At 46.2% G+C, this 25257-nt stretch carries 23 protein-coding genes; 13 read left to right on the forward strand and 10 right to left on the reverse strand.

The features are described 5' to 3' along the window. Both B3M51_RS08065 and pilB read right to left on the reverse strand, forming a co-directional pair. Positions 1 to 1248 (reverse strand): type II secretion system F family protein, encoded by a 1248-nt coding sequence (locus B3M51_RS08065; protein WP_292758152.1) that lies wholly within the window; start codon positions 1246 to 1248, stop codon positions 1 to 3. A gap of 3 nt (positions 1249 to 1251) precedes the next feature. After that, positions 1252 to 2970 (reverse strand): type IV-A pilus assembly ATPase PilB, encoded by a 1719-nt coding sequence (gene pilB / locus B3M51_RS08070; RefSeq protein WP_292758154.1) that lies wholly within the window; start codon positions 2968 to 2970, stop codon positions 1252 to 1254. Positions 2971 to 3116: 146 nt separating this feature from the next. On the opposite strand from pilB, the gene lptM reads away from it, so the two are divergent. Genes lptM through xerC form a run of 5 tightly spaced genes read left to right on the forward strand, consistent with a single transcriptional unit; the run spans position 3117 to position 6940 of the window. Continuing rightward, entirely contained in the window at positions 3117 to 3245 is a 129-nt protein-coding gene (lptM, locus tag B3M51_RS08075) for an LPS translocon maturation chaperone LptM (RefSeq protein ID WP_292479131.1), read from the forward strand. A gap of 4 nt (positions 3246 to 3249) precedes the next feature. Continuing rightward, on the forward strand, positions 3250 to 4503 hold the full coding sequence (lysA, locus tag B3M51_RS08080; protein WP_292758156.1) for a diaminopimelate decarboxylase: 1254 nt from the start codon (positions 3250 to 3252) through the stop codon (positions 4501 to 4503). A gap of 4 nt (positions 4504 to 4507) precedes the next feature. Further along, positions 4508 to 5356 (forward strand): diaminopimelate epimerase, encoded by an 849-nt coding sequence (gene dapF / locus B3M51_RS08085; protein WP_292758158.1) that lies wholly within the window; start codon positions 4508 to 4510, stop codon positions 5354 to 5356. Next, positions 5332 to 6042 carry a DUF484 family protein gene (locus tag B3M51_RS08090; RefSeq protein WP_292758160.1) on the forward strand — a complete coding sequence of 237 codons (711 nt, stop codon included), beginning with the start codon at positions 5332 to 5334 and terminating at the stop codon, positions 6040 to 6042. The genes dapF and B3M51_RS08090 overlap by 25 nt, the downstream gene beginning before the upstream one ends. 1 nt (position 6043) lies before the next feature. Further along, positions 6044 to 6940 carry a tyrosine recombinase XerC gene (gene xerC, locus B3M51_RS08095; RefSeq protein WP_414673442.1) on the forward strand — a complete coding sequence of 299 codons (897 nt, stop codon included), beginning with the start codon at positions 6044 to 6046 and terminating at the stop codon, positions 6938 to 6940. 829 nt (positions 6941 to 7769) lie between these two features. On the opposite strand, the gene polA is transcribed toward xerC, so the two are convergent. After that, complete coding sequence (gene polA, locus B3M51_RS08100) at positions 7770 to 10484, reverse strand: DNA polymerase I (protein WP_292758164.1); 2715 nt, start codon at positions 10482 to 10484, stop codon at positions 7770 to 7772. A 91-nt stretch (positions 10485 to 10575) separates the two neighbouring features. Here polA and B3M51_RS08105 point away from each other — a divergent pair, with 91 nt between their 5' ends. Genes B3M51_RS08105 through hldE form a run of 4 tightly spaced genes read left to right on the forward strand, consistent with a single transcriptional unit; the run spans position 10576 to position 14437 of the window. Continuing rightward, complete coding sequence (locus tag B3M51_RS08105) at positions 10576 to 10911, forward strand: DUF2782 domain-containing protein (RefSeq protein ID WP_292356097.1); 336 nt, start codon at positions 10576 to 10578, stop codon at positions 10909 to 10911. Between the two features lie 27 nt (positions 10912 to 10938). Further along, the gene (locus tag B3M51_RS08110; RefSeq protein ID WP_292758166.1) at positions 10939 to 11895 is read left to right on the forward strand and encodes a homoserine kinase; all 957 of its coding nucleotides are present in this window, start codon (positions 10939 to 10941) and stop codon (positions 11893 to 11895) included. 28 nt (positions 11896 to 11923) lie between these two features. After that, positions 11924 to 12961: a lipopolysaccharide heptosyltransferase I gene (waaC, locus tag B3M51_RS08115; protein ID WP_292758168.1), complete on the forward strand. Its 1038-nt coding sequence runs from the start codon at positions 11924 to 11926 to the stop codon at positions 12959 to 12961. 30 nt (positions 12962 to 12991) lie between these two features. Then, a complete protein-coding gene (gene hldE, locus B3M51_RS08120; protein WP_292758170.1) occupies positions 12992 to 14437 on the forward strand; it encodes a bifunctional D-glycero-beta-D-manno-heptose-7-phosphate kinase/D-glycero-beta-D-manno-heptose 1-phosphate adenylyltransferase HldE in 1446 nt (481 codons plus the stop codon). Between the two features lie 198 nt (positions 14438 to 14635). Here hldE and B3M51_RS08125 read toward each other — a convergent pair whose 3' ends face one another. The 5 genes from B3M51_RS08125 to B3M51_RS08145 all read right to left on the reverse strand — a co-directional run bounded on the left by B3M51_RS08125 (position 14636) and on the right by B3M51_RS08145 (position 17969). Next, positions 14636 to 14968, reverse strand: a complete 333-nt coding sequence (locus B3M51_RS08125) for a hypothetical protein (protein WP_292758172.1) — start codon at positions 14966 to 14968, stop codon at positions 14636 to 14638. A gap of 8 nt (positions 14969 to 14976) precedes the next feature. Next, positions 14977 to 15267 (reverse strand): hypothetical protein, encoded by a 291-nt coding sequence (locus tag B3M51_RS08130; protein ID WP_292758174.1) that lies wholly within the window; start codon positions 15265 to 15267, stop codon positions 14977 to 14979. A 139-nt stretch (positions 15268 to 15406) separates the two neighbouring features. Continuing rightward, on the reverse strand, positions 15407 to 16213 hold the full coding sequence (locus tag B3M51_RS08135) for an aldo/keto reductase (protein WP_292758176.1): 807 nt from the start codon (positions 16211 to 16213) through the stop codon (positions 15407 to 15409). After that, a complete protein-coding gene (locus B3M51_RS08140) occupies positions 16210 to 17409 on the reverse strand; it encodes an FAD-dependent oxidoreductase (RefSeq protein WP_292758178.1) in 1200 nt (399 codons plus the stop codon). Before B3M51_RS08140 ends, B3M51_RS08135 begins: the two co-directional genes overlap by 4 nt. Then, positions 17406 to 17969 carry a D-sedoheptulose-7-phosphate isomerase gene (locus tag B3M51_RS08145; RefSeq protein ID WP_292758180.1) on the reverse strand — a complete coding sequence of 188 codons (564 nt, stop codon included), beginning with the start codon at positions 17967 to 17969 and terminating at the stop codon, positions 17406 to 17408. Before B3M51_RS08145 ends, B3M51_RS08140 begins: the two co-directional genes overlap by 4 nt. A gap of 115 nt (positions 17970 to 18084) precedes the next feature. On the opposite strand from B3M51_RS08145, the gene rfaP reads away from it, so the two are divergent. The 4 genes from rfaP to B3M51_RS08165 are packed head-to-tail and all read left to right on the forward strand — an operon-like array spanning position 18085 to position 22430. After that, positions 18085 to 18885, forward strand: coding sequence for a lipopolysaccharide core heptose(I) kinase RfaP (gene rfaP / locus B3M51_RS08150; protein WP_292758182.1), 801 nt, complete (start codon positions 18085 to 18087; stop codon positions 18883 to 18885). Between the two features lie 5 nt (positions 18886 to 18890). Next, complete coding sequence (locus B3M51_RS08155; protein ID WP_292758184.1) at positions 18891 to 20270, forward strand: lipopolysaccharide kinase InaA family protein; 1380 nt, start codon at positions 18891 to 18893, stop codon at positions 20268 to 20270. A gap of 32 nt (positions 20271 to 20302) precedes the next feature. Beyond that, on the forward strand, positions 20303 to 21430 hold the full coding sequence (locus B3M51_RS08160) for a glycosyltransferase family 4 protein (protein WP_292758186.1): 1128 nt from the start codon (positions 20303 to 20305) through the stop codon (positions 21428 to 21430). Positions 21431 to 21470: 40 nt separating this feature from the next. Continuing rightward, complete coding sequence (locus B3M51_RS08165; protein ID WP_014707625.1) at positions 21471 to 22430, forward strand: glycosyltransferase family 9 protein; 960 nt, start codon at positions 21471 to 21473, stop codon at positions 22428 to 22430. Here the strand turns inward: B3M51_RS08165 and B3M51_RS08170 are convergent. Then, entirely contained in the window at positions 22427 to 24151 is a 1725-nt protein-coding gene (locus B3M51_RS08170; protein WP_292758189.1) for a carbamoyltransferase family protein, read from the reverse strand. The two genes, B3M51_RS08165 and B3M51_RS08170, sit on opposite strands and share 4 nt — an antisense overlap. Before the next feature lie 64 nt (positions 24152 to 24215). Next, a complete protein-coding gene (locus tag B3M51_RS08175; protein ID WP_339776543.1) occupies positions 24216 to 25139 on the reverse strand; it encodes a DUF6625 family protein in 924 nt (307 codons plus the stop codon). Positions 25140 to 25257: the final 118 nt, after the last annotated feature.

Here is a 25257-nt window from a genome sequence, read left to right on the forward strand (position 1 = left end):
TTAAACGACAGCGCCGAGTTTGAAAATCGGCAAGTACATGGCAATAACCAGTGTACCGATCAAAACACCCAGGAAAGCCATGATAAATGGCTCCATCAACGCGGTCATATTATCAACAGCATCATCCACTTCACGTTCAAAAAAGTCAGCGACTTTCGCCAGCATTGCATCGAGTGAACCGGATTCTTCACCGATGGAAACCATCTGAATCACCATATTTGGAAATAATTCCGTATCGGTCATGGCTTTATTTAATTGGGTACCGGTAGAGACATCATCACGCATTTCCAGCGTGGCTTCGTTATAAACTATATTACCGGTGGCGCCGGCTACCGAGGTCATCGCCTCAACCATTGGCACACCGGCTTTGAACATAACCGAAAACGTTCTGGCAAAACGGGCAATTGCACCTTTGGTTAATACATCGCCGATGACCGGTAATTTTAATAGCATGCGATCCATAAAATGCTGAACCTTGCGAGAGCGGCGTCGTGCTGCCATAAAGCCCATTACCGAGCCAATAATGCTGCCAAAAATTAACCACCAGTAATCCTGAAATACCTGGGAAATGCTGATGACCATTTTTGTAAGGCCCGGTAGGTCCGCACCAAACCCGGTAAACAAAGCCTGAAATTGTGGAATAACAAAAATCATCAAAATCGCCGTGACGATAAACGCCACCACCATGATAGCTGTTGGATAAACCAGCGCTTTTTTAATCTTGGACTTAAGTGCCTCAGTCTTTTCCTGATAGGTAGCGATCTCATGCAACAGGGCTTCTAAAGTACCGGATTGTTCACCAGCGTTGATAAGACTGATATAGAGATCATCAAAATGTAGTGGGAATTTGGCTAATGACTCCGCCAGACTGGTACCTGATTCAACATCGGCTTTAATCGCCAGAATCATTTCCTGCATACTGGCATTTTCATGCCCTTCGCCAATGATTTGCAGTGATTGCATCATCGGCACACCGGAAGACATCATGGTGGCCAGCATTCTGCTGAAGATAGCAATGTGAACCGGTTTGATTTTGGGTTTGCGGGGAGCAAATAAATCCTTGGGTTTACGACGTACTTTTCCCGGCGTAATACCTTGGCGGCGTAAATCTGCACGAACAGCCTGAACACTATCACCCGCCTGTTCACCTTTAACCTTACGGCCGGCTTTATTTGTACCTTGCCAGATAAACAGGTTCGGTAATTCGGCTTTTTTTGGTTTAAGTTTAGCTTTAGCTGCTGTGGCCACGGTTTATTCCTTAATGACGCGGTTAATTTCTTCCAAACTGGTCGCTCCGGCCATGACCTTTTTCAGACCGGATGCACGCAAATCATCAATCCCTTCAGCTTTTGCCTGATCCGCAAGTTGAATCGAATTTCCGCCTTCCATAATCATGCGACCCATTGCTTCGGATACGGGCATGACTTGATAAATACCAACACGACCTTTATACCCTTCGGTGCAATGTTCGCAACCTACAGCGTGGTAAACTTTGAAATCTGTCGCAATTTGTTCAGCACTGAAACCTTCTTCAATCAAGGTTTCTTTTGGTAATGTTTCTCCCTTTTTACAATGCTGACAAAGTCGACGTGCCAGACGCTGCGCAATAATCAACGTTACAGCGGAAGCAATATTAAACGCAGGAACACCCATATTGGCGAGGCGGGTCAGTGTTTGTGGGGCATCGTTTGTATGCAGTGTGGAAAACACCATATGACCAGTCTGCGCAGCCTTAATCGCTATTTCAGCGGTTTCCAGATCGCGGATCTCACCGACCATGATGACATCAGGATCCTGACGTAAAAACGCTCTCAGGCATTCGGTAAACCCCAGCCCGATCTGCGGATGTACATTGACCTGATTGATGCCTGGTAGATTAATCTCAGCCGGATCTTCAGCAGTGGAAATATTGCGATCATCAGTATTGAGAATATTTAAAGCGGTATACAGAGAAACGGTTTTACCACTGCCTGTCGGACCAGTGACCAGCACCATACCGTATGGTTTGTGCATGGTTTCCATAAAGATTTCTTTCTGATCTTCCTCATAACCCAATGCATCAATACCTAATTGGGCGCTGGTGGGATCAAGAATACGCAACACGATTTTTTCGCCGAACAGGGTCGGGCAGGTGCTGACACGAAAATCGATGGCTTTGGATTTGGATATTTTCAACCGCATCCGCCCATCCTGAGGTACCCGACGTTCAGCAATATTCATTCTAGACAGGACTTTCAGCCGTGCGGCAATACGTCCGCCAAGCACCACCGGTGCTGTTTTGGTTTCATGCAGGATGCCATCAATACGCACTCGAACACGGTATTTTTTCTCGTAGGGTTCAAAGTGAATATCCGAGGCACCAGCTTTGATCGCCTGAGTCAGAATACCATTGATAAATCTGACGACCGGAGTGTCATCGATATTTTTTTCAGTGAGTTCTGCACCACGATCAGCATCATCATCGGGACCCAGATCAATATCATCCAGCTCAGCATCATCAAAATCATCCAGAACCTGGTTTTTGTTATCCAGTGCTTTTTCGATTGTGACGGATAATTTCTGTTCATCGACCAGTACAGGGTAAGTATTCAGAGCAGTGTTGAACTGGAATTCGTCCAGAGCCTGAAGATTAGTAGGATCAGAAACGGCCACATAAAGGCGCTTACCACGTTGGAACAACGGCAGAGCGTTATGCTGACGGATGAGTTTTTCCTGGAACAGGCTCGTTGGAGCAAGTTCCATATTCATACTGTCGAGGTCAAATAGAGGAACGCCAAATTCCTGAGAGGCAATCGCACCGATGACATCGCTATCAAGCAGTTTGTTATTGACCAGATAGGTTACAAAGGATTGTGAAGCCTGTTTAGCCGTAACCTGAGCAGTCTGTGCCTGCTCATCACTCAGCAACCCTTCACTTACAAGTCGTCTTGCAAGACCGCTTAGTCTGATTGGTGCTGTCATATTTGCCATTACAGGACGCTATTCCTTAATATAAAGCTAATTTTTTAATGCACTTATAATATGTAAGTTGAATAATAAATTCTAGTTTCCAATGTGGGCCAGTTGCCGGTTTTCCTGTGTATACTGCCTGCCTTTACAGCATCGGGGAAGACATCATGCGAAAAATTTCTGGCTGGAAAACTCTGGCGATCCTCCTGTGTACTATAGGATTACTGACCTCATGCGGCCTGAAGGGTGATTTATACCTGCCTGAAGGAAACGCCAACACTATGAAGGTTGCCTAAAAAAATGCAGGATTATTTCACTCAAAAACACGGTGAGTTGCATGCCGAGCAGCAATCGTTAATTGATTTGGCGGCGCAATTTGGCACTCCTACTTATGTGTATTCCAGAGCTGCACTTGAACAGCATTGGAAAGCCTTTGATGATGCATTCAGTGCTTATCGGCATTTGGTCTGTTACGCAGTCAAAGCTAACTCAAATCTGGCGGTGCTGAATGTGCTGGCCAGACTGGGCTCGGGTTTTGATATTGTGTCTGCCGGTGAATTAGCTCGCGTCATTGCAGCAGGTGGCCAAGCGGAGAAAACTGTGTTTTCTGGGGTTGGTAAAACCGCTGAAGAAATTAGTTATGCGTTGAAAACCGGTATTCGCTGTTTTAATGTGGAGTCGATCCCTGAGCTGCAACGTATCAGTAACGTGGCAGTCAGTCTTGAAAAAACGGCTCCGATTTCCATACGGGTCAATCCAGATGTTGATGCGCAAACCCATCCGTATATTTCCACTGGCCTAAAAGAAAACAAATTTGGCATTGCGATTGATGATGCGCTGGCGGTGTATCAGCAGGCAGCTTCTTTGCCAAATCTGCAGGTGATTGGCGTGGATTGCCATATTGGTTCCCAACTGACTTCCGTTTCACCATTTGTTGATGCTCTGGAACGAGTGTTGGCGTTGATCGATGCGTTGGCTGAGCAGGGTATTCATATTAAACATCTCGATATCGGTGGTGGACTGGGGATTTGTTATCGCGATGAAAAACCGCCGACTCCTGCTGAATACGCCAAAGCAATGCAGGCATTATTAAAAGAACGTGATTTGGAAATCATGCTTGAACCAGGCCGGGCAATTGCAGGTAATGCTGGTGTGTTGCTGACAAAAGTGGAATATATTAAAGCCTCAGAAGCTAAAAACTTCGCCATCGTTGACGCCGCGATGAATGATTTATTACGTCCGGCATTGTATCAATCATGGATGGCGATTGAAGCGGTCAAACCCCGGCAGGATGAAGCTGAACAGGACTTTGATATTGTCGGTCCGGTCTGTGAAACCGGTGACTTTTTAGGCAAGGATCGCAGTCTGGCTATTCAAAGCGGAGATTTACTGGCGATTCGCTCCGCTGGGGCGTATGGTTTTACCATGAGTTCCAATTACAACTCGCGTCCGCGTGCCGCTGAAATTATGGTCGATGGAACAAATATGCATGTGGCGCGACAACGCGAGTCAGTTGAAAGCCTATATGCAGGTGAGCAGGTATTGCAGGATTAATCCTATGTTGAAGTTCAGCAAAATGCATGGTCTGGGTAATGATTTTGTGGTGATTGATGCCATCAATCAGTCTGTGCAGCTGACCACTGAGCAAATTCGTTTTATGGCGGACCGACATATCGGTATCGGCTGTGATCAATTATTGCTGGTGGAAAACAGTGATCTGAAAAATGTCGATTTTCGTTATCGGATTTTTAACGCTGATGGCGGTGAAGTATCTCAATGCGGTAATGGCGCACGTTGTTTTGCCAGATATGTACATGACAATGGCCTTACCACCAAGGATTCAATTGCAGTTGAAACGGCTTCCGGGGTGATTTATCCCACCTTGCAGGCGGATGGTCAGGTCTGTGTTGATATGGGAAAACCTCGCTTCTCGCCAGAACAAGTCCCATTTAACGTGGCTGAGCAGAGTAATACCTATATGCTGGCGGTGGAACCAGGACGTCAGGTGGAAATTGCTGCATTATCAATGGGCAATCCCCATGCGGTTTTATTGGTCGATGATGTGACCACCGCGCCTGTCAGCGAGTTGGGACCTAAAATTGAAAACCATCAGCAGTTTCCGGAACGGGTCAATGTCGGTTTTATGCAGCTGATAGATCACGAGCATATTAAATTGCGGGTGTATGAACGTGGCTCTGCTGAGACAACGGCTTGTGGTACCGGAGCCTGTGCGGCAGTGGTCAGTGGAATTCGTCGCGGAATACTTGGACGTCAGGTCAGTGTTTTACTGCCGGGCGGCACATTAGAAATCAGCTGGCCGGATGAAAATTCTTCCGTATGGATGACCGGACCAGCACAACATGTATTTGATGGAGAAATTGCGTGGGCAACACTCAACAATCTGTAAGCGCTGAGCAGGTCAGTGAATTTTTACGCCAGCACACAGATTTTTTAATCGATCAGCCGGATTTATTGTCCGAACTGGAATTCGAAAACACACCTGAAGGCACCATTTCGCTGGCACAGCGTCAACGTCAGCAATTACGCCAGAAAAATCAGCATCTGCATGAACAACTGCATGCTTTAATCGATAATGCGCATAGCAATGCTGCATTGCAGCAGAGAGTCCATCAACTCTGTCTGCGACTAATGGACTGTCAGGATATGCACAGCCTGCTGGCAACGCTGATGCAACAATTACAGCAAGAATTCTCGGCTGACGAAGTGTCGCTAAGACTGTTTTACAGTGGCGATCAAAAACCGAAATTACCGCCAGTCGAAGGCAACATCGTCGAAATGCATGCTGATGACAGCCAACTGAAAGCATTTGATCATATTCTGGGCAAGCAGCTACCGGTTTGTGGCCGACTGACCAAAGCGCAGAAACAATTACTGTTCGGTGAAAAAGCCGATGAAGTGCATTCGGTGGCCTGTTTACCATTAGGACACGAGCCCTGTGCCGGTTTACTGGCAATTGCCAGCAGTGATGCCAACCGCTTTCATGCCGATATGGGCACTGAATATCTGAGCTTTCTCGGCGAAGTGTTTATGCGTCTGCTGCGCCGTTTCTGCCACGGCCAGAATGACAGCTGATCTGCAAACACCTCTGCAGGATTTTCTGCAGTATCTGGAGCAACAGCGCCGGGTTTCGCCGCATACCGTACTCAATTATCAGCGTGATTGTCAGCAATTAATTGAATACTGCCAGCAACAATCCTTTACCGATTGGCAACAACTTAAACCGGCAGATATTCGTCTGTTTATTGCCCGGCTGCATCGTAAAGGTCTGGGCGCTCGCAGTATTCACCGTTTACTGTCCGCCGTTCGCAGTTTTTATCGTTATTTGCTCAAAGAAGGCCTGGTCGATCATAATCCAGCGCAATCAGTGCAGGCACCCAAAGCCGAAAAGCGTTTACCGAAAACCCTTGACGTCGACCAAATGAATTCATTACTTGATAGCACACCGGCTGACACTTTTGTCGCCTGTCGCGATCGAGCGATTATGGAATTATTTTATTCCTCCGGCCTGCGGCTGGCAGAGCTGGCAGCATTGGATTTACGTGATGTCGATTTTGGCCAGCAGCTGGTGCATGTCATTGCCGGTAAAGGTAATAAAGGAAGAATTTTGCCGATTGGCCGTACCGCGATTGAGGCACTGAAAGTCTGGCTCGATAAACGTGATCAGAACGGTCTGTATCAACAACCAGCATTGTTTACTACGCAGCAAGGCAAGCGCCTTGGTGTACGTTCCATCCAGCAACGACTGGCTTTCTGGGGCAAAAAACACGGTATCTCCGAACATGTGCATCCGCATCGGCTACGGCATGCATTTGCCTCGCATATGCTGGAATCCAGCAGTGACTTGAGAGCCGTGCAGGAGTTGTTGGGACACTCGGATATCAGCACAACGCAAGTCTATACCCATCTGGATTTTCTGCACCTGGCGAAGGTTTATGATGCCGCACATCCTCGGGCTAAGAAGCGTTCTTGAGATATTAACCACAGAGGCACAGAGGGCACTGAGAGTTAAAAGCGATTTATCCGCAGATTTTTGATAAATAGCTTTTAGCAAAAGATCATTAACTAAATACCAAAGTTCGCTAAATCAAATCAGATTGAAATGTGATTTTCCGTAGGTTGGCGCTGAGCCTGCGAAGCCCAACATCCCCATGACATACCTCAGAGGCTTCCCCCGCTTTTTTTGTGCTGACGAGTAGCGCAGGTTTATCTGGATAAGGATTGGACAGTGTCTGATTTGTGGCATCCATGCCTTTCACCCTTCGGGCGCCTTCGGCGTCCAAATTTGTTCCAGACAAATTTGTGAGCACAGCGAGTTTTGACCAATCCCCAGATAAATCGAGCAACGCAGTGGAGCCGCAGGCCAGCACAAGGGGTGCCCTTGGGTTGTTAGGGGCTTGGGCACGCAAGCCCCTGACTCGCGAGAGCGAAAGATCAGCTTAAATAGGCAAAATGAACTTAAAGCATAATTTCGCCTGAGGGCGAGTTCATTTTCTTTGCTTGCCCAAAGAAAACGAACCAAAAGAAAAGGCACCCCTTGTGTTGGCCTGCGGCTCCCCGAAAAAAATGGCCATCGCAGGGAAATCGAAAAAACTCGCTTCGCTCAAACATTCCGATTTCTAATCCTGCGATGGCCATTTTTTCCGGCAACACAAAAGGGATTCAAGGGAAGCCTCTGGGATCTGTGCCCTTTTCTAAATCCTTTCTTAACTTCTATCTAAAAATCTGCGCCCATCTGCGTAATCTGCGGATAAATTTTAAGAACCTCCGTGCCCTCTGTGCCTCTGTGGTTAATAATCCAACTAATGCGCCTGTTCCCAATTATCCCCAACTCCAATCCCAACTTCTAACGGCACTTCGAGATCAGCAGCTTGAATCATAAATTGCTCAATTTCGGTTTTAGCCAAATCAAGCTGATCTTCTGGCACTTCAAATACCAATTCATCATGCACCTGCATGATCATGCGAATACCGGTATCGGCTTCGAGCAGCCAGTCATGAATCGAAATCATTGCGCGTTTGATAATATCCGCAGCGCTGCCCTGCATTGGCGCGTTAATCGCGGTGCGTTCGGCATATTGGCGGCGCAGGCCGTTGCTGGAGTTGATTTCCGGCAAATATAACCGTCGGCCGAAAATGGTTTCGACGTACCCGTCTTTCTTGGCCTGTTCGCGGGTATTGTCCATGTATTTTCTGACGCCGGGATAGCGTTCGAAATAGGTTTCCATATATTTGGCGGCCTGATGACGTTCGATGCCAAGTTGTTTGGAAAGTCCGTGGGCTGACATGCCGTAAATCAAACCGAAGTTGATGGCTTTGGCACTGCGTCGTTGATCGCCGGTGACATTTTCGGGTTCCACACCAAAGATTTCAGAAGCGGTATGGCGATGAATATCTTCACCTTCGGCGAATGCGGTCAGCAGGCTTTTATCGCCGGATAAATGCGCCATGATGCGTAATTCAATTTGTGAGTAATCGGCTGCCAGGATCTTGGCGCCTTTACCGGCAACAAACGCTTCACGAATCTTGCGGCCGGTTTCAGTACGGATCGGGATATTCTGTAAATTCGGATCGGAAGATGATAACCGGCCGGTAGCAGTGACAGCCTGATGATAGGAGGTGTGCACACGGCCAGTCTGTTGATTGACCTGCTGTGGCAGTTTGTCGGTGTAGGTGGATTTGAGCTTACTTAAGCTGCGATATTGCATAATGATTTGTGGCAGCTCATAGCCATCATCCGCCAGTTCCTGCAACACATTTTCAGCGGTCGAGGGTTGGCCTTTGGGTGTTTTTTTACGTACCGGCAACTGTTGCTGGTCGTAAAGAATTTCCTGTAGCTGCTTTGGTGAACCCAAATTGAATTTGGTACCGGCAGAGGCATGGGCTTCTTTTTCTAGCCGATCAATATCCAACGCCAGTTGATCGCTCTGCTGCTGCAACATAAAGATATCAATATGCACGCCATTACGTTCCAGCGTGTTGAGCACCGGCAGCAACGGCATTTCCAGTTCACGATAAACTATTTCCAATGATGGAATCGCCTGCACTTTTGGCCACAAAATATGGTGCAGCTGCAAGGTGATATCGGCATCTTCGCAGGCATAAGGTGAAGCTTCTTCCAGACCAATTTCATTGAAGGTCAGTTGTTTTTTGCCTTTACCGGCAATGTCTTCAAAATGAATGGTGCTGCGATTCAGATATTTTTCGGCCAGCGAATCCATATCATGGCGGGTGGCCGTGCTGTCGAGCACATAGGATTGCAACATGGTGTCATGGGCAATACCCTGCAAATCAATACCGTGATTGAGCAGAATATGCCGATCGTATTTCAGGTTCTGACCGACTTTCAGCGCTTTGGGATCTTCCAGTAAAGGTTTCATCAGAGCCAGCGTGGCATCAAAATCCAGCTGATCCGGTGCGCCCGGATAATCATGCGCCAGCGGCAGATAAGCGGCTTCACCCGCTTTAATGGAAAATGACATACCGACGATACGTGCCTGCAGATAATTGAGGCTTGTGGTTTCGGTATCAAAGGCAAACAGTTCTGCTTTTTTGAGTCTAGCCAGCCAGTTATCCAGCTGCTGCTGAGTCAAAATGGTTTCGTAATGGGTTTCAATGCTGGTGGCGGGTTCATCAGCTTTTGTGGAGGTCGCCGCAGCAGGCGCAGAGTCTAATTCCTGTAACCAGCTTTTGAATTCATAACGACGATAGAGTTCAGCCAGTTTCTGGTTATCCGTTACCTGCATATCCAGTGTTTCCGGTGTGAAATCCAGCTCGACATCCATCTTGATGGTGGCCAGCTGATAAGAAAGTGGCAAAGCATCAACGGCTGCTCGTAATTTTTCACCCAGTTTGCCTTTAACTTCATCAGCATGTTCGATAACACCCTGCAAACTGCCATATTGTTGCAATAGTTTTGTTGCTGTCTTTGGGCCAACACTGTCAACGCCAGGGATGTTATCTACCTTGTCGCCCATCAAAGCCAGATAATCGACGATTTGCTGTGGGGTCAGACCAAATTTTTCCTGTACCGCGGCGATATCAGTTTTGCTGTTATTCATGGTATTGACCAGCGTCACATGCTCGCTGACCAGCTGCGCCATATCCTTGTCGCCGGTAGAAATCACTGTTTCAATTCCGGCTGCGGTTGCCTGTTTTGCCAGCGTGCCAATCACATCATCGGCTTCAACGTTATCAACACAAAGCAACGGCAGGCCCATGGCTTTAACAATTTCATGGATCGGTGCAATCTGTTCACGTAAATCGTCCGGCATTGGCGGGCGGGTGGCTTTATACTCGGCATAAAGATCATTACGGAAGGTTTTGCCTTTGGCATCAAATACCACGGCCATATGTTCAGGTTTATAGTCACGGATCAATTTACGCAGCATGTTGATGACGCCATAAATGGTGCCGGTTGATTCGCCGTCGCTGTTGGTCAGGGGCGGCATCGCATGATAAGCGCGATACAGGTAGGAAGAGCCATCAACAAGTATAAGTGGTGCAGTTTGAGTCATAGTTCACAAGGCCTGAAATTAGTGGCAAACAGATTGCTTTTATCATCGTAGCGGAAATGCTATCTTTATCGGAAATTAGTGGAGCTAAGTCATGTTAAAACCGTTCGCCATTGTATGCGCAATCAGCGCAATGTTCACAGGAAGTGCCTGGGCTGGGGCTGCGGGTCCTGATTTATCTGAACCGCCTGTTGTGCCGCCTACGTTACAGGATGGCGAAAGCATTGAACCTGAAATCACCATTATCCAGGAAGAAGATCGCACCATTGAAGAATACCGCGCCAACGGTCAGCTTTACATGATCAAAATCACCCCGGATATCGGTCCATCCTACTACCTGATGGATACTGATGGCGATGGTTCACTTGAAACCCAAAAACATAACCTTGCCAATCCGGAAGTGCCGAACTGGATCCTGTTGGAATGGTAACAAAAACTCCCGTTAACTGAGATTTTCATGTCTGTTTATACCGAAGTCGGGCGCGATGAATTAATGGCGTTCCTCGGCGAGTATGCCGTTGGTAATCTGATTGATTATCAGGGCATTTCTGCTGGAATCGAAAATACTAATTATTTTGTGACCACCGATCAGGGCGAGTTTGTGCTTACGCTGTTCGAACAGCATGAATTTGCCGAACTGGATTATTTTCTGGAAGTCATGACGTTTTTCTTCAAGCACGGCATTCCTTCCGCGCATCCTGCCGAAGATAGACAAGGTAATTACCTCAAGTCCTTGTGTGGACGTCCAGCAGCGCTGGTGATGCGTCTTGCGGGTCATACAGTTGATGAGCTTGCCACGCTGGGTCAATGTGAAGCGATCGGTGATATGCTGGGGCAGATGCATCTTGTCGGGCAGAAATTTAAACATCGCCGTGCCACAGAACGCGGTGCAGACTGGCGTGAATCGATGGCCGATACCTTGTTGCCACACATGTCTGCAGAGCAGGCAGAAATGCTCAAAGCCGAACTGGATTTCCAAAGTCCTTACAGTGACCTGCAATTACCATGGGGTGTCACCCATTCCGATTTGTTCCGTGACAACGCGTTGTTTGTCGACAATGAGCTGCAGGGCATTATTGATTTTTACTATGCCTGCGATGAGTTTCTGATTTATGACCTGGCAGTAGTGGTCAATGACTGGTGTGTCAATGAACAAGGGTTGATTGATAACGAACGCTATCAGCGTTTGATGAACGCTTATCTACAACGTCGGCAACTCAATGAAGCCGAACAGTCCAACTGGAATCTGGTGTGCCGTGCGGCAGCATTACGTTTCTGGCTGTCACGCCTGCAGGATCAGCTTTTCCCTCGTGAAGGTGAAATGACACAGATTAAAAACCCCGATGCATTTCTGAAAATCCTGCAGCAGCATCGCCATAACCCATTATCTTTAAATATTTTGCAAAACGCTTGATGTTATTCCATCAGGTGTTTTTCCGTTTATGAAAGTATTAATTATCAAGCTCACCTCCATGGGCGATTTAATGCATGCCTTACCGGCGTTAACCGATGCAGCAAAAGCTTTTCCCGGTATTGAATTTGACTGGGTGGTGGATGAAGCCTTTGCCGAAGTGCCCAAATGGCATCCCAATGTTCGTAAAGTTATTACCACCTCGCATCGACGCTGGAAGAAATCCGCCTGGCAAACGCTGACCGGTGGTGAATTACGCCAGTTCTATCGGGAACTGAATCTGGACGATTATGATGCTGTTGTCGATATGCAGAATAATCTGAAAAGCGCGTTGGTCAGTAAGTTACGCCGCGGCCCGGTCTATGGTCTGGATAAACAATCCTGTCGTGAACGACCGGCCCATCTGGCTTATCAATACCCGATAACGGTTAATCCACAGCAACATGCCGTGGATCGGATGCGGCAGATCCTGTCACAGGCACTGGATTATCCACTCCCCAAAACACTCGCCAAATATGCGGCGAATTTCAGTAAATATCCGTTACCGGAGCTCGAGTTTGCCTTACCCGAGCGTTATCTGATGTTTGTGCACAATGCCAGTTGGTTGACCAAACTCTGGCCGATTAATTTCTGGCAGCAATTGGTTTTACAGGCGCGATCTGAGGGTTTTTCCGTATTATTACCCTGTGGCAATAATGAAGAATATCTGCGTGCTCAACAGATCGCTTCAGTTGATGCAATGGCATTTGCGTTACCACGTTTAGGCCTGAACGATATTGCGGCGATTATGCACCACTCGGCAGGTGCGGTGTGCAGTGATACCGGACTGGCACATCTTGCTGCTGTGGCTGGAACGCCTGCGTTAACATTGTATGGTGCGACAGACACAGCGCTGATTGGCACCTATGGCAAACATCAGCAGCATCTGGTCAGTGAGTTTAACTGCGCCCCATGCTATAAACGCAAATGCCCGTTACCCGCCTCACGCAATGGCGAACCAGTGTGTATGACCGAAATGACACCGGAAATGGTTTGGCATGGACTGCAACCACTTTTAGCCGCACAATAACCGCTTTCTCTAATCAATAAATCAAACGTTATGAAAAATGCATTCCCGGATTTTCGGCAGGCCAATGTCGTCGTAATAGGCGATTTGATGCTGGACCGCTTCTATTTTGGTAAAACCAAGCGTATTTCTCCTGAAGCGCCTGTGCCAGTAGTGAATGTTGAGCGATTGGAAGATATTCCGGGCGGTGCCGCCAATGTAGCGATGAATATTGCTTCACTCGGTGCCAACTGCAGTTTGTCAGGCATTACTGGTCAGGATGAAGCCGCGCAGGTGTTAGAAGAGCGACTGCGTTCGGTCAGCATTGAGTGTGCGTTTCATCAAACCTCACAACACCCCACCATCATAAAATCCCGCATTATCAGCGCGCATCAGCAACTGCTACGGATGGATTTTGAAAGCCGATTTACCTTAGAAAGCGCTGTTGGGATGGCTGACAAAGTCACACCATTGCTGGTTTATGGTGGAGTAATGGTTTTGTCAGATTACGACAAAGGCACGCTGCATGATCCACAGCAGTGGATTAAGCTGGCAAAAGCCAATGCTATGACCGTGCTGGTCGATCCAAAAGGCAATGATTTCAGTAAATATCGTGGTGCGGATTTAATCACCCCCAATCTCACCGAATTTGAAACGGTGACGGGCGAAATTCAATCAGAAGCCGACCTGATTGAGAAAGCCAAAAAGCTGATTGCCGACTTTGATATTAAAGCGGTATTGATCACCCGTAGTGAACAGGGCATGTCGTTGATCACCAATGACAACAACGAATTCCATCTACCGGCGATTGCCAAAGAAGTTGCCGATGTCACCGGAGCCGGGGACACCGTGATTGCCACCTTGGCAGCAGCACTGGCCGCCGGACAATCTTTGCAACAAGCCGTGACCTTAGCCAATGTCGCTGCCAGTATTGTGGTCAGCAAACTGGGCACATCCACTGTCAGCGAACCCGAACTGTTTGCCGAATATCAACGTCATCAGGGCACAAATCAAAGTGATCATTCCTTTGCTGGTGCGGTCACCGTTGAACAATTAAAAATTGCGGTTGATCAAGCCAAAAAACGTGGCGAGAAAATTGTTTTTACCAACGGCTGTTTCGATATTCTGCATGCCGGTCATGTCAGCTATCTGCATCAGGCGCGCGCCCAGGGCGATAGATTAATTGTTGCCATTAACTCCGATGAATCCGTCACCAAACTTAAAGGCAAAGGTCGTCCGATTAATACCGCGGATCGCCGTCAGATCGTGTTGGCAGGGCTGGCCGATGTGGATTGGGTTACCGTCTTTGAAGGTGATACTCCGGAAGACCTACTCAGAGAAATCCAGCCCGATATCCTGGTTAAAGGCGGCGATTACGATAAAAAAGGCGTCGTTGGCTGGGAAATCGTTGAAGGTTACGGTGGTGAAGTGAGAGTGATGGGCTTAACCGAAAACTGCTCTACTACGGCGATAGTGAATAAGATCCATCAGGATAGATAAAAGCAATTTATCCGCAGATTACGCAAATGGACGCAGATTATTCATTTAGATAAATAGACCACAGAGATACAGAGGGCACAGAGGTTTCAAAGGAATCTATCCGTGGTTTATCAGACAATTTGGTAGGTTGGTTGAATGCAATGAAACCCAACAGATATCGAAAATTCAAGCCAAAATGTTGGGTTTCGCAAGCTCTACCTAACCTACCTTGCTTTCCCCGATTAGATCTTGGCATGCTTCCTTTGTTTTTTGATACAGCCCCATAAAATGTTGAGCTACCACTGATTCTCCACCGCTTAATGAATCATATTCTTTTAATAAATCTTCCAGTTTTAATATCAAATTTAGTATCTGAGCAGAATAGTCCTTAAGAGAAGTACATAAATTAGAATTTCCTAAAGATACGAATGTTTTATTGGGCGGAGCCCATCCCGGTTTCAAAAATTGATTTAGAGGGCCAAAAGTAAGTACTTCTTCACCAGCATCATTTTTAACTTCGATTTGCAAATGTGATTCAATTTTTTGTTCCAAGCCGGAAATTAGTCGATATAGCTCATTTTTTTTGCTTCATTTTCTAAATGATTGCGAGTAGCTAGAAATTCTGATTTTTGAAGTTTTACAGCTCTAATAAGTGTTATTAATGCAGCTATGGCTATTAAAGGGTTTAAAATCCCACCAAAAAAATCACCAAATACTCCCCAGTCAGAAGGATTTTTTGAAATAGTCCAATTGAAAGTAAAGTAAGCTAATGAGTAGAACGTTATGACAGTTACAGAAACTATCGTAACGAAAAAAATTATTAAACTTTCCATATTCTTCAATAGTTTCATTAACTGTTCCTATCAAGTAACAAGAAGCTGTAAAGCAAAAAATAATTCATATATTTAAAGCTAAATCTGCGCCCATCTGCGTAATCTGCGGATAAATATTTAAACCCCAAAAACCTCCGTGCCCTCTGTGTCTCTGTGGTTAATTTTTATAAAACGCAGCAATAGCCTTAGCCACATTGTCAGCCAGATGCACCGGATTAATCGTCCCAACAACCACACTGGCCACTGCCGGATTAGCAAAGAGCATTTCAAAGCTGGCACTGACGCTGTCTTTGGTCGAGTTGGTAGGCAAATGCCCACTGGCAAAGGCTTTTTTGATAAAGATGGCTTTATTGAGCTGGTTGGCCGTATCAATCACGATTTGTTCGTCCTGATAGGCGAGGTTGTGGGTGACCATGACGATATCGGACTGTTGCAGGGCGAGCAGGCCACCGTCGACGGTTTTGCTGGAGATGCCGGTCGCTGTTATCAGACCTTGTTGTTTTAGTTCATTGAGGGTTTCCAGTGCCCGATGCTGTTCGATGATCGGCACATCGTTACCATCGGAGTGAATCAATACAATATCAATCATCTCGCGGTTGAGACGTTGCAGGCTTTGTTCAACACTTCTAATAATCGCATCGCGCGAAAAATCGAAATGTGAGTCGCCGCTGTCGGCATCAAACTGTTCACCGGCTTTGGAGCAGATAATCCAGTCATGTGGCAGTTGTGGCAATAACTCGCCGAGACGTTGTTCACTGTTGCCGTAGGCGGGTGCGGTATCAATCAGATTAATGCCTAAATCCCAGGCTTGTTGCAGCAAGGCGAGTGCGGCTTCATCATCGGGAATAGTAAACGCTTCGGGGTATTTAACGCCTTTATCACGTCCCAGTTTGACGGTGCCGAGTCCCAGTACCGAAACATCCAGCCCGGTGCCGGGAATGGTTTTTTTTGGCAGTTTATTCATTTTGTAAATGCCCGATCCCAGAGTGGTTCAGCCAGTTGTGCCAGGGGCAAAATATGCTGTTCTGGGTGGGCTGTTTTTTTCACATTTTGTTTTGCCAGCGCTTCGATAACTTTATCGGCCAGATCGGGTGATAAAGCTAACTTGGTCGGCCAGGCAATATGCAGATTTTTATGACTGCTGACATAGGCGCTATCGGGACGCGCAAAACCGCTTTGTTTGGGTTCGGCGCGATTGACGTTATGCGTAGTCCATTCCAGTTCCGGCAGGGTAAACCACGGCAGGATTTGTTTAAGTAAAGCGCGTGCTTCCTCAATCAAACTATCAGGATCTTTGCCGACACCTTCTTCCGCAATATTACCGCCGAGGTACCAGACGATATTGCCGGTTTTATCCGGATGGCTGCTGATGGTGGCGATCGGTTTGCTGCCACTGCCAAGACCATGAGCATAAATTTGCGGTAAAGGATTAGCCGGATCTTTGGCTTTGCAGAGCAGCATTTGCAACGGCCGTTTCTGCATTTTGGGTCGGGTCAGTTGCAGGCTTTTTAACATTTCACCCGTGCCTTCACCGGAAGTCAGTACAAACTGCTGCGCCTTAATTTCCAGTTCATCACCAAACCGCATGGCAGTGATTTGGCCATCCTGTTTTAGCCATTCGGGCGCGATATCCGGTGTTTTTAAAATCGTTGCGGCATAAGGCTTGATTAAGGCTTTAAGCAAACTGCCAACATCCAGTACAGGTTCATCCAACTGGTATAACGCGCCTTTAAAACCTTCATCGGCAAACAAGCCACTGCGCTCTGATTTGGGAATATTCTGCATTCGGCTTTGCAGCGCTTTGCTGGCAAAGAATGACACCATTTTGGAAGACAGGCTTTGGGTGGACCAGAGCAGTTGATGTTCGGTAAACACGTTGACGCTGGATAAATCAATTTCGCCTTTACCTTGCAGACAGGCTTTCCAGCGGGCGGGCATACCGCTGATGGTTTGTGCGGCGTTGGATAAAATGCCGTTTAAAGCATATTTGCTACCGCCATGGATAATGCCTTGAGCACTCAGCGTCTGGGCATGACCAATTTTCTGGTTTTCCAGCAGCAGACAGTGATAACCCAACTGGCTCAGCCGGTTATGCAGCCATAATCCGGCAATGCCGGCGCCAACAATAACGACGTCTGCTGTGATGATGTTTTGACTCATGCTTTGCTGAGTTTCTCGTCCAGAGCTTCACACAACCAGTGACCAATCAGGATATGGCCTTCCTGAACTCGGGCGGTTTCGGTATCGGCGACACAGACACAATGATCAGCAATGGCTTTGAGTTGTCCGCCACTTTGGCCGGTAAAGGCAATCGTTGCACAACCGGCTTTTTTCGCGGTGTTAATGCCGTTGATGATATTGGCACTGTTACCGGAAGTCGATAAACCAATCGCCACATCGCCGGGTCGGGCCAGCGCCTGAATTTGTCGATCAAATACGGTTTCAAAACTGTAATCGTTACTGTGCGCGGTTAGAATCGAGGTGTCGGTGGTCAGCGCAATTGCGGCCAGTGGTCTGCGATCTTCTTTATAACGAATCACAAATTCCGCGGCCAGATGCTGGGCATCAGAAGCACTGCCGCCATTGCCGAAGAACAACACTTTATTGTCATTCAGCACGCAGTCGCTGATAAGGGCCAGTAAATCATTTAATTGAGGCTCCATATCAAACAAGCTTTCAATCATCTTCTGGTGGCGTTGCAAGGTGGATTTAAATGACACGGCTTACCTCATTTCGGCTCTGGTGGTAGTATTTGTGGTTTCCTGCAAACAGTGTAACAAAACGCTGTGCGCGTTCGCACAACTCACTGCTTGGCATAGCCTTTAGATGGCCTTAATGAAAAAGAATTCCTGTTATTTGCGACAAGATTTGGCTCAGGCCTGGGGCGATAAGCCGGTGTTTGATGCTGTGGCCAGCACCAATGGTGAGATCTTTCGTGATAAAGAGGGCCGTAGGACATTGCGCTTTGAGCTGAATGACCGCTCGTATTTTCTGAAATATCATCAAGGTGTCGGTTGGGCGGAAATCATCAAAAATCTGTTACAGCTGCGTTTGCCGATCATCAGTGCGCGTAATGAATGGCAGGCGATACATTTTCTGGAAAAACACGGCATCGAAACCATGACGCTGGCGGGTTATGGCAAAAAGGGCATTAATCCGGCGACAATACGTTCGTTTGTGATTACCGATGATCTGATTAATACCATGAGCCTGGAATACGTTGGCGAACAATGGCAACAACGGCCACCGAGTTTTGCCACCAAACAGGCGCTGATCCGCAAGCTGGCCAATATGGCGGGTACCATGCATAAAAACGGTATGAATCACCGCGATTTTTATCTGTGTCACTTTCTGCTGGATGAACGCTTTGCCGAAAACAATACCTTCGATGACAACACGCCGGTTTATCTGATTGATTTGCACCGTGCGACTATTAGACATAAAACACCGAAACGCTGGCAGATAAAAGATCTTGGAAGTCTTTATTTTTCGGCTTCCAGAGTGTCTTTGACGAAACGGGATAAATTACGCTTTATGCAGATTTATTCAGGCTTGCCACTACGCACATTGCTAAAAGATCAGGCTGATTTATGGCGTGAAGTTGAACGTCGCGCACAGAAGTTGCTGGCGGAATAATGGTCATGTTGACTGCTCAAAGTTTATTAAAAGAATTACCTGCCGCTTTTCCAATTGAGTTAGAACTGGGCGGCACAAAATATCAAATTCTGTCGGTATTACGTTTTCTGGCCGGGCGGCGAATTGTTTTACATGCCAGCAACGATAGTGGCGAATTTGTGCTCAAGTTATTTGCCGCGCAGGGCAAAGGTCAGCAGGAATATCAACGTGAATTGAAAGCGCATCAACATTGTAGCCAGGCCGATATTGCCGTTGCGCCGATTTTGAACAACGCCGACGATCAGCAGGGCATCAGTTTTATCGTCTATGCTTTTTTACCTAAAGCGGTGACGTTGAATGCTTTGTCAGAAGAGACATTTCCGCTGACGGCCTTATTTGATTTGTTTGGCCGTTGCCATCAAAACCAGTGCTATCAGCAGGATCCGCACCTGGATAACTTTGTGTTTTCCAATAACATCTTGTATCTCTTGGATTTGGCTTCAGTGATTTGTCCGAAAAAACCGCTAAAAATGGCGACTTGTCTAAATAATCTGGCACGGCTGATGGCACAGTTTCCATTGGAGCAACAGGAATGGATGTTGGATGGCTTACCTGCTTATTTTTCGGCGAGAAATATGCCGCTCGATCCTATCGTTGAGCAGCAATTACTCGGCAAGATCAAAAAAGCCCGCGACTACCGGCAAACGCATTATCTGAAAAAACAGTTTCGATCCTGCACCATGACCCGTTATCAAAAATCACTGATGATTGAGGCTGCATGGCGTGGCAATTTATCTACCGCTTTAGCAGAGCAGCCATTAACGTTATTAAATCAAGCCATGCAAGATGGAATCTCTTTGAAAAAAGGTAACTCTGCTACCGTGGTCAAAAGTGAACTGGCAGAGCAGCCGGTGGTTATCAAGCGTTACAACATGAAAACGCCATGGCATTTCTTACGACGTTGTCTGCGTAAAAGTCGTGCCAATGTGTCCTGGTACAATGCCAATCTGCTGGAATTTCTGGGAATTGCCACACCGCAACCACTCGGATTTGTTGAACAGCGGTTTTTCGGGCTGCGACAGAAAGCCTATTTTATCTGTGAGCATATTGCCGGTTGTTCGTTGGCAGACTTGTCGGACTCGGAAATTCAGCAACCTGAAATGCTGCAGCAAATCAGTGAATTATTTGAGCAATTGCGTTGCCATCATATTTATCATGGTGATTTAAAAGCCACCAATTGGCTGGTCGATAATCAGCAAAAAATCTGGTTGATTGATTTGGACGCGATGCGGCAAATCACAAAAACCGGTTTCAAGCGTTTTCATAAAGAGGATCAGCAGCGATTTTTACGCAATTGGCCAGTAGGCGAAACTCGTCATCTGTTAACCAAAGCGATCAAAGCATAAGGCAACAAAATAGTGTTAAACGGAACGAATTTATGAAGCTGGCGGTATGCCTGTATAAATATTTTGCCTATGGCGGCCTAGCACGGGATTTTCGGCGGATTCTGGAAATTCGCCGTGATGCCGGAGATAAAATCGATGTGTATTACATTGAATGGCAAGGCGATCCCATTCCCGGTTTTAACCAAATTCCGATTAAGGTTTCAGGTCTGACAAATCATGCCAAAGTACGGGATTTTTATAATAAATCGCAGCCACTAATCGCCGCTGGAAATTATGATCTGGTGATTGGTTTTAACAAAATGCCTGGTCTGGATCTGTATTACGCTGCTGACCCTTGTTATCTGGCACGGGTCAGGCAAGAGCCAAGCTATATCGTTAAACAGTTTTTTGGCCGGGTAAGATTTTACGAAGCCTGGGAAAGGGCAGTTTTTGGACCACAAAGCCACACCGTATCGATGATGATCTCATCGGTACAGCGCAAACTGTTTGAACAGTATTATCAGACACCACCGGAAAGGCTGGTTGATCTGCCACCCGGTATCGATCCGGATCGCGTACGGCCCTATGACTGGCAGATGCAACGTCAACAATTTCGCCAACAGTTATCGTTAAATGATGATGACTTTTTACTGCTGATGATAGGCTCAGGTTTTAAACGCAAAGGCGCTGATTTTGCCATTGAAGCTATGGCCTCTCTACCACAGGCTTTACGTGAAAACACACATTTATATGTGGTAGGTGAAGATAATGCCAAACCATTTGAACAACTGGCGCATAAGCTCGATGTCAGTGAGCGTACCCACTTTATGGGCGGACGCGATGATGTAGCAAAATGGCTACTGTCGGCCGATGTGTTTTTACACCCAGCACGTTCTGAAAATACCGGGACCGTGATTCTGGAAGCCATGGTGGCTGGCCTGCCAAGTATGGTCAGCACTGCCTGTGGTTATGCCAACTATGTAAAAGACTCGAACGGCGGTGAATGTATCGACCAGCCGGAAGATACATCAGCTTTTACACAACAGTTGGCTAAAATGCTCGATAAACAATGCCTGCAACAGTTGTCACAAAATGCCTTGGATTATGCCGCCACACATGATTTGTACAGCATGCCACAGCGGGCTGCGGAGTTGATAGAAATGTTAGCTATAAAGCAGTAAGCCAATATATTTACAAAATAATTCAAGAAAATTTCAATACATGCAATCAGTTAAAAGAATAGCAATTGTTCCGTTCCCTGCTCTTGGTGATGTGACCATTTGTTTGCGATTAGCACAAAATCTGACTAAAAGTGGTTGCGAAGTAACGTTGTTTGCAAATTTAATTACTTCAGCTGCTTTAAATTTTCCTTGGCTTAAGCTGAGCGCATTGCCAACGAATCCTGCTGTCATGATGCCATCATACGATCTGATCCTTCTGGACGTATTGTCGCCGTGGGTAAAAGATCATTTGGCCGATTTAGGAGTTTCGAAAAATATACTACTGTTCACTTCAAAGAATTATTCTAAAAGCCTTCCAACTAAAACTTTTTCAAATAAAGACTTAATTTCTCAATCATCAGGTACTTTTACCAACCGTCCACTTTGTTTGGATAAAAACAGCACCAGAAGTATGGTTGACTGGGTTGATGAGTATGGGGTGGAGGTATTAGGTGTTAAAGCCGACTCATTGTTACCTGCAGTTACTTTCCATCAGCCAAAGCAAGTTAAAAATTTAGTGGTGATTTTTCCAACTACGCCAAATCCAAAAAAGAACTTTTCTATTAAAGGCTTTAATAAACTTGCAACAAATCTTATTGGGATGGGGTTTCAAGTGGATATTGTTGTTATGCCCCATGAAAGAGAACAGCTAGAAGCTAAATTTGAGAATATAAATGTTAAAAGTTTTGAGCTAATCGCAGATTTAATAGAGTACCTGCGATCAGCTAAGGTTGTTATTAGCAACGATTCGGGAGGAGGGCACCTTGCTGCAATGCTCGGTATTTCCACCATAACTATTACTCGTAAAAATAAAAACTTCGTATGGCGTCCAGGTTATAAGGTGGGGAATGTTGTTTCACCAATGATTACATTAAAATTTGGTGGCGAACATATCTGGCGACCATTTATTTCAATTAAAGAAATTGAAAAAATTACCAAAAAAATTATGTGTAATAGTTAAACTTTGGTGATCAGAATATCTTCCATCACCAGATATTGCAGATCCGAACCGAAGAACATATTTAACGCATCCGTTGGGCTGCAGACCATAGGTTCACCACGACGATTCAATGAGGTATTCAACACCACCGCATTGCCGGTCAGTTTTTCCATTTCTTCAATCAGTTCGTAATAACGTGCATTAGTAGCACGAGTCACAATTTGAGCCCGGGCGGTACCATCTTCATGCACGACTTCCGGAATTCGTGATTTCCAGCTTTCTGCCACATCAAAGGTAAAGGTCATGTACGGGCTTGGATGATCGGTCTGTAGAATTTCCGGCGCCACTTTGTCCAGCATACTTGGGCAGAATGGACGCCAGCGTTCACGGTATTTGATTTGGGCATTAATTCGATCTGCCACCCCGGAATGATTTGGCGACCCCAGAATGCTGCGATTACCTAATGCACGAGGACCAAATTCCATCCGTCCCTGAAACCAGGCAACCGGATTACCATCAGCCAGAATTTTTGCCGTGTCAGCACAGACATCATTTAAATATTGCCAGCTAACAGGTTGCGTATAACGCTCACAGGCTTCAACACACTGTTGGGTGGTATAGGAGGGACCAAGATAAACATGCTCCATTTTCTCCACTGGAACCCCAGCCAGTTGTGAAGCATAACTGGCAGCACCAATCGCCGTACCGGCATCACTGGAAGCCGGTTGTACAAACAGTTCTTTGACGCCGGGCATAGCGATAATGCGTTGATTCAGTTTTACGTTAAGCGCAACCCCACCAGCATAGGCCACTTTCCCAGTTTCACGAATGATATCGCCAAGATAATAGTCAATCAGATGCAGCGCACATTTTTCCAGCAACGCCTGAATACTGGCGGCGTAATCTATGTAAGGTTCATCTTTCTCATCGCCTTCACGCATCGGGCCAAGCCATTCGATGAGTTCCGGGCTGAAGAAATAACCTTTGCCATCTTTTTTATAACGGCGAAAGCCAACGGTGTTGACCAGCTTGGTATTAACCTTGAATTCGCCATTTTCACAATGAATCAAACGTGAAAAATCAAACCGGTTCGGATCACCATACGGTGCCATGCCCATAACTTTAAATTCGCCATCAAGCATTTCAAAACCGAGATATTCAGTCATCGCACCATAAACGCCGCCGAGAGAATCAGGGTCGAAGAATTCTTTGATTTTGTGAATTTTGCCGTTTTCGCCATAACCAAAAAACGTCGTGGCATATTCACCTTTACCATCAATGCCAATAATCGCAGTTTTTTCCTGAAAACCACTTAGATGATAGGCACTGCTGGCATGGGCCAGATGATGTTCAACCGGGACAAATTTGACACGTTTGGAATCAATGCCTAAATCATCCAGCAGTTTCATCACGTTTTTATGATTACGCCAGTAACGACGATTACCGGAGAATAAAGCAGTTAATGCTCTGTCAGGCGCGTACCAGTGGCGTTTGGCATAGTGCCAGCGAGCCGGCGATTGCAGACCAATCTGCGCGTAAGGAAACGCCACAATATCGATTTCATCGGGACGGATACCTGCCTGCTCAAGACAATATCTGGTAGCTTCATAAGCCATCTTGCCCTTGGCATGTTTGTCACGGAGGAAGCGCTCTTCTTCTGCAGCCGCCACCAGTTTTCCATCAATATATAAAGCAGCTGAGGCGTCATGATTTACCGCGCCGGAAAGGCCTAAAACGATCATAAATTATCTTCGAGTTGCGTAAAAATGTTGTTCAGTATATCAAGCGTAGAGGCCGTGAGACCATTTAACCTTTCAGATTGACGGGATTAATTGGAGTAAAGCCTTGCGGGGAGATCTGAAAACCATTTTTACGAGCTTGCTCGATATCGATTTGCACCAATTTATCCAGTGAAGTCCATGCTGCTGGTGTATCACGCAGATTTTTGGGTAACCAGCGATTCGATTTCCAGTTCATGAAGTGGAGATACATAAATTCCCTGTTATCTCTATCATTGGTTAAATGACCATCTTTCCAGAACCATTGCTGGGGATGCTCCGAGCTTCCATCAATCCACATAATTGGTGAGAGAACGGTACTAAACTGTTCTTTATATAAAACCCGTCTTTGATAACGTGAACTGTAAGACCACACCTTACGTAACCATACTGGATGATTTTTATGGCGAACAAACAGTTTGGAAAATTTTGATTCATCCAATCCGATATGTTCGTCCATCTCCATTAACTTCTGCCAATTCGGGATTTTACGAAACGCCTGACGATATCGATCGGTATTACGGAAAATGGCGAGATGGCCGGATAGTCTGCGGTTATGTGTGCCGATAACATCATATTTTTGCAGTAACTCGTCGGTAATAAAGTTTCTTATCTGACCATAAATGATGTCGACATCACCCACCGCAAAAAAATCATAATCCTTGATATCGGATTCATGGATAAATCCCAAGGCGGGTTTCAAATCACACAACTTATAAGGACTTGAAGGATTAAAATTGATGGCTAAACGATCGCTTACCAAGCATTTATATTCTTCAAAAGACAGATGGATATATCTTACATTGGGGCTCTGATTCACCGGCTCACCGCAGTCAGTGTAAAAAAGCCAATTCATTTGAGGATTTTTTTTGCAACTTTCTATATACAACTCGAACCATTCTGGCCACTGACCAAAATATGGAATGATTTTGATGATCTTTTGGTGTTGCATTGTTCAATTAAGTCCAAACTAAAAAAATTAATACTTTGCACTTCCAGTATTCGACATTATGTGAAACATACTGTTGTTTTATGAACATAAAGTTTTATGTCTAGCTTATGAAAGTCCA

The organism is Methylophaga sp. UBA2689 (assembly GCA_002354555.1).
Classification (GTDB): Bacteria; Pseudomonadota; Gammaproteobacteria; order Nitrosococcales; family Methylophagaceae; genus Methylophaga.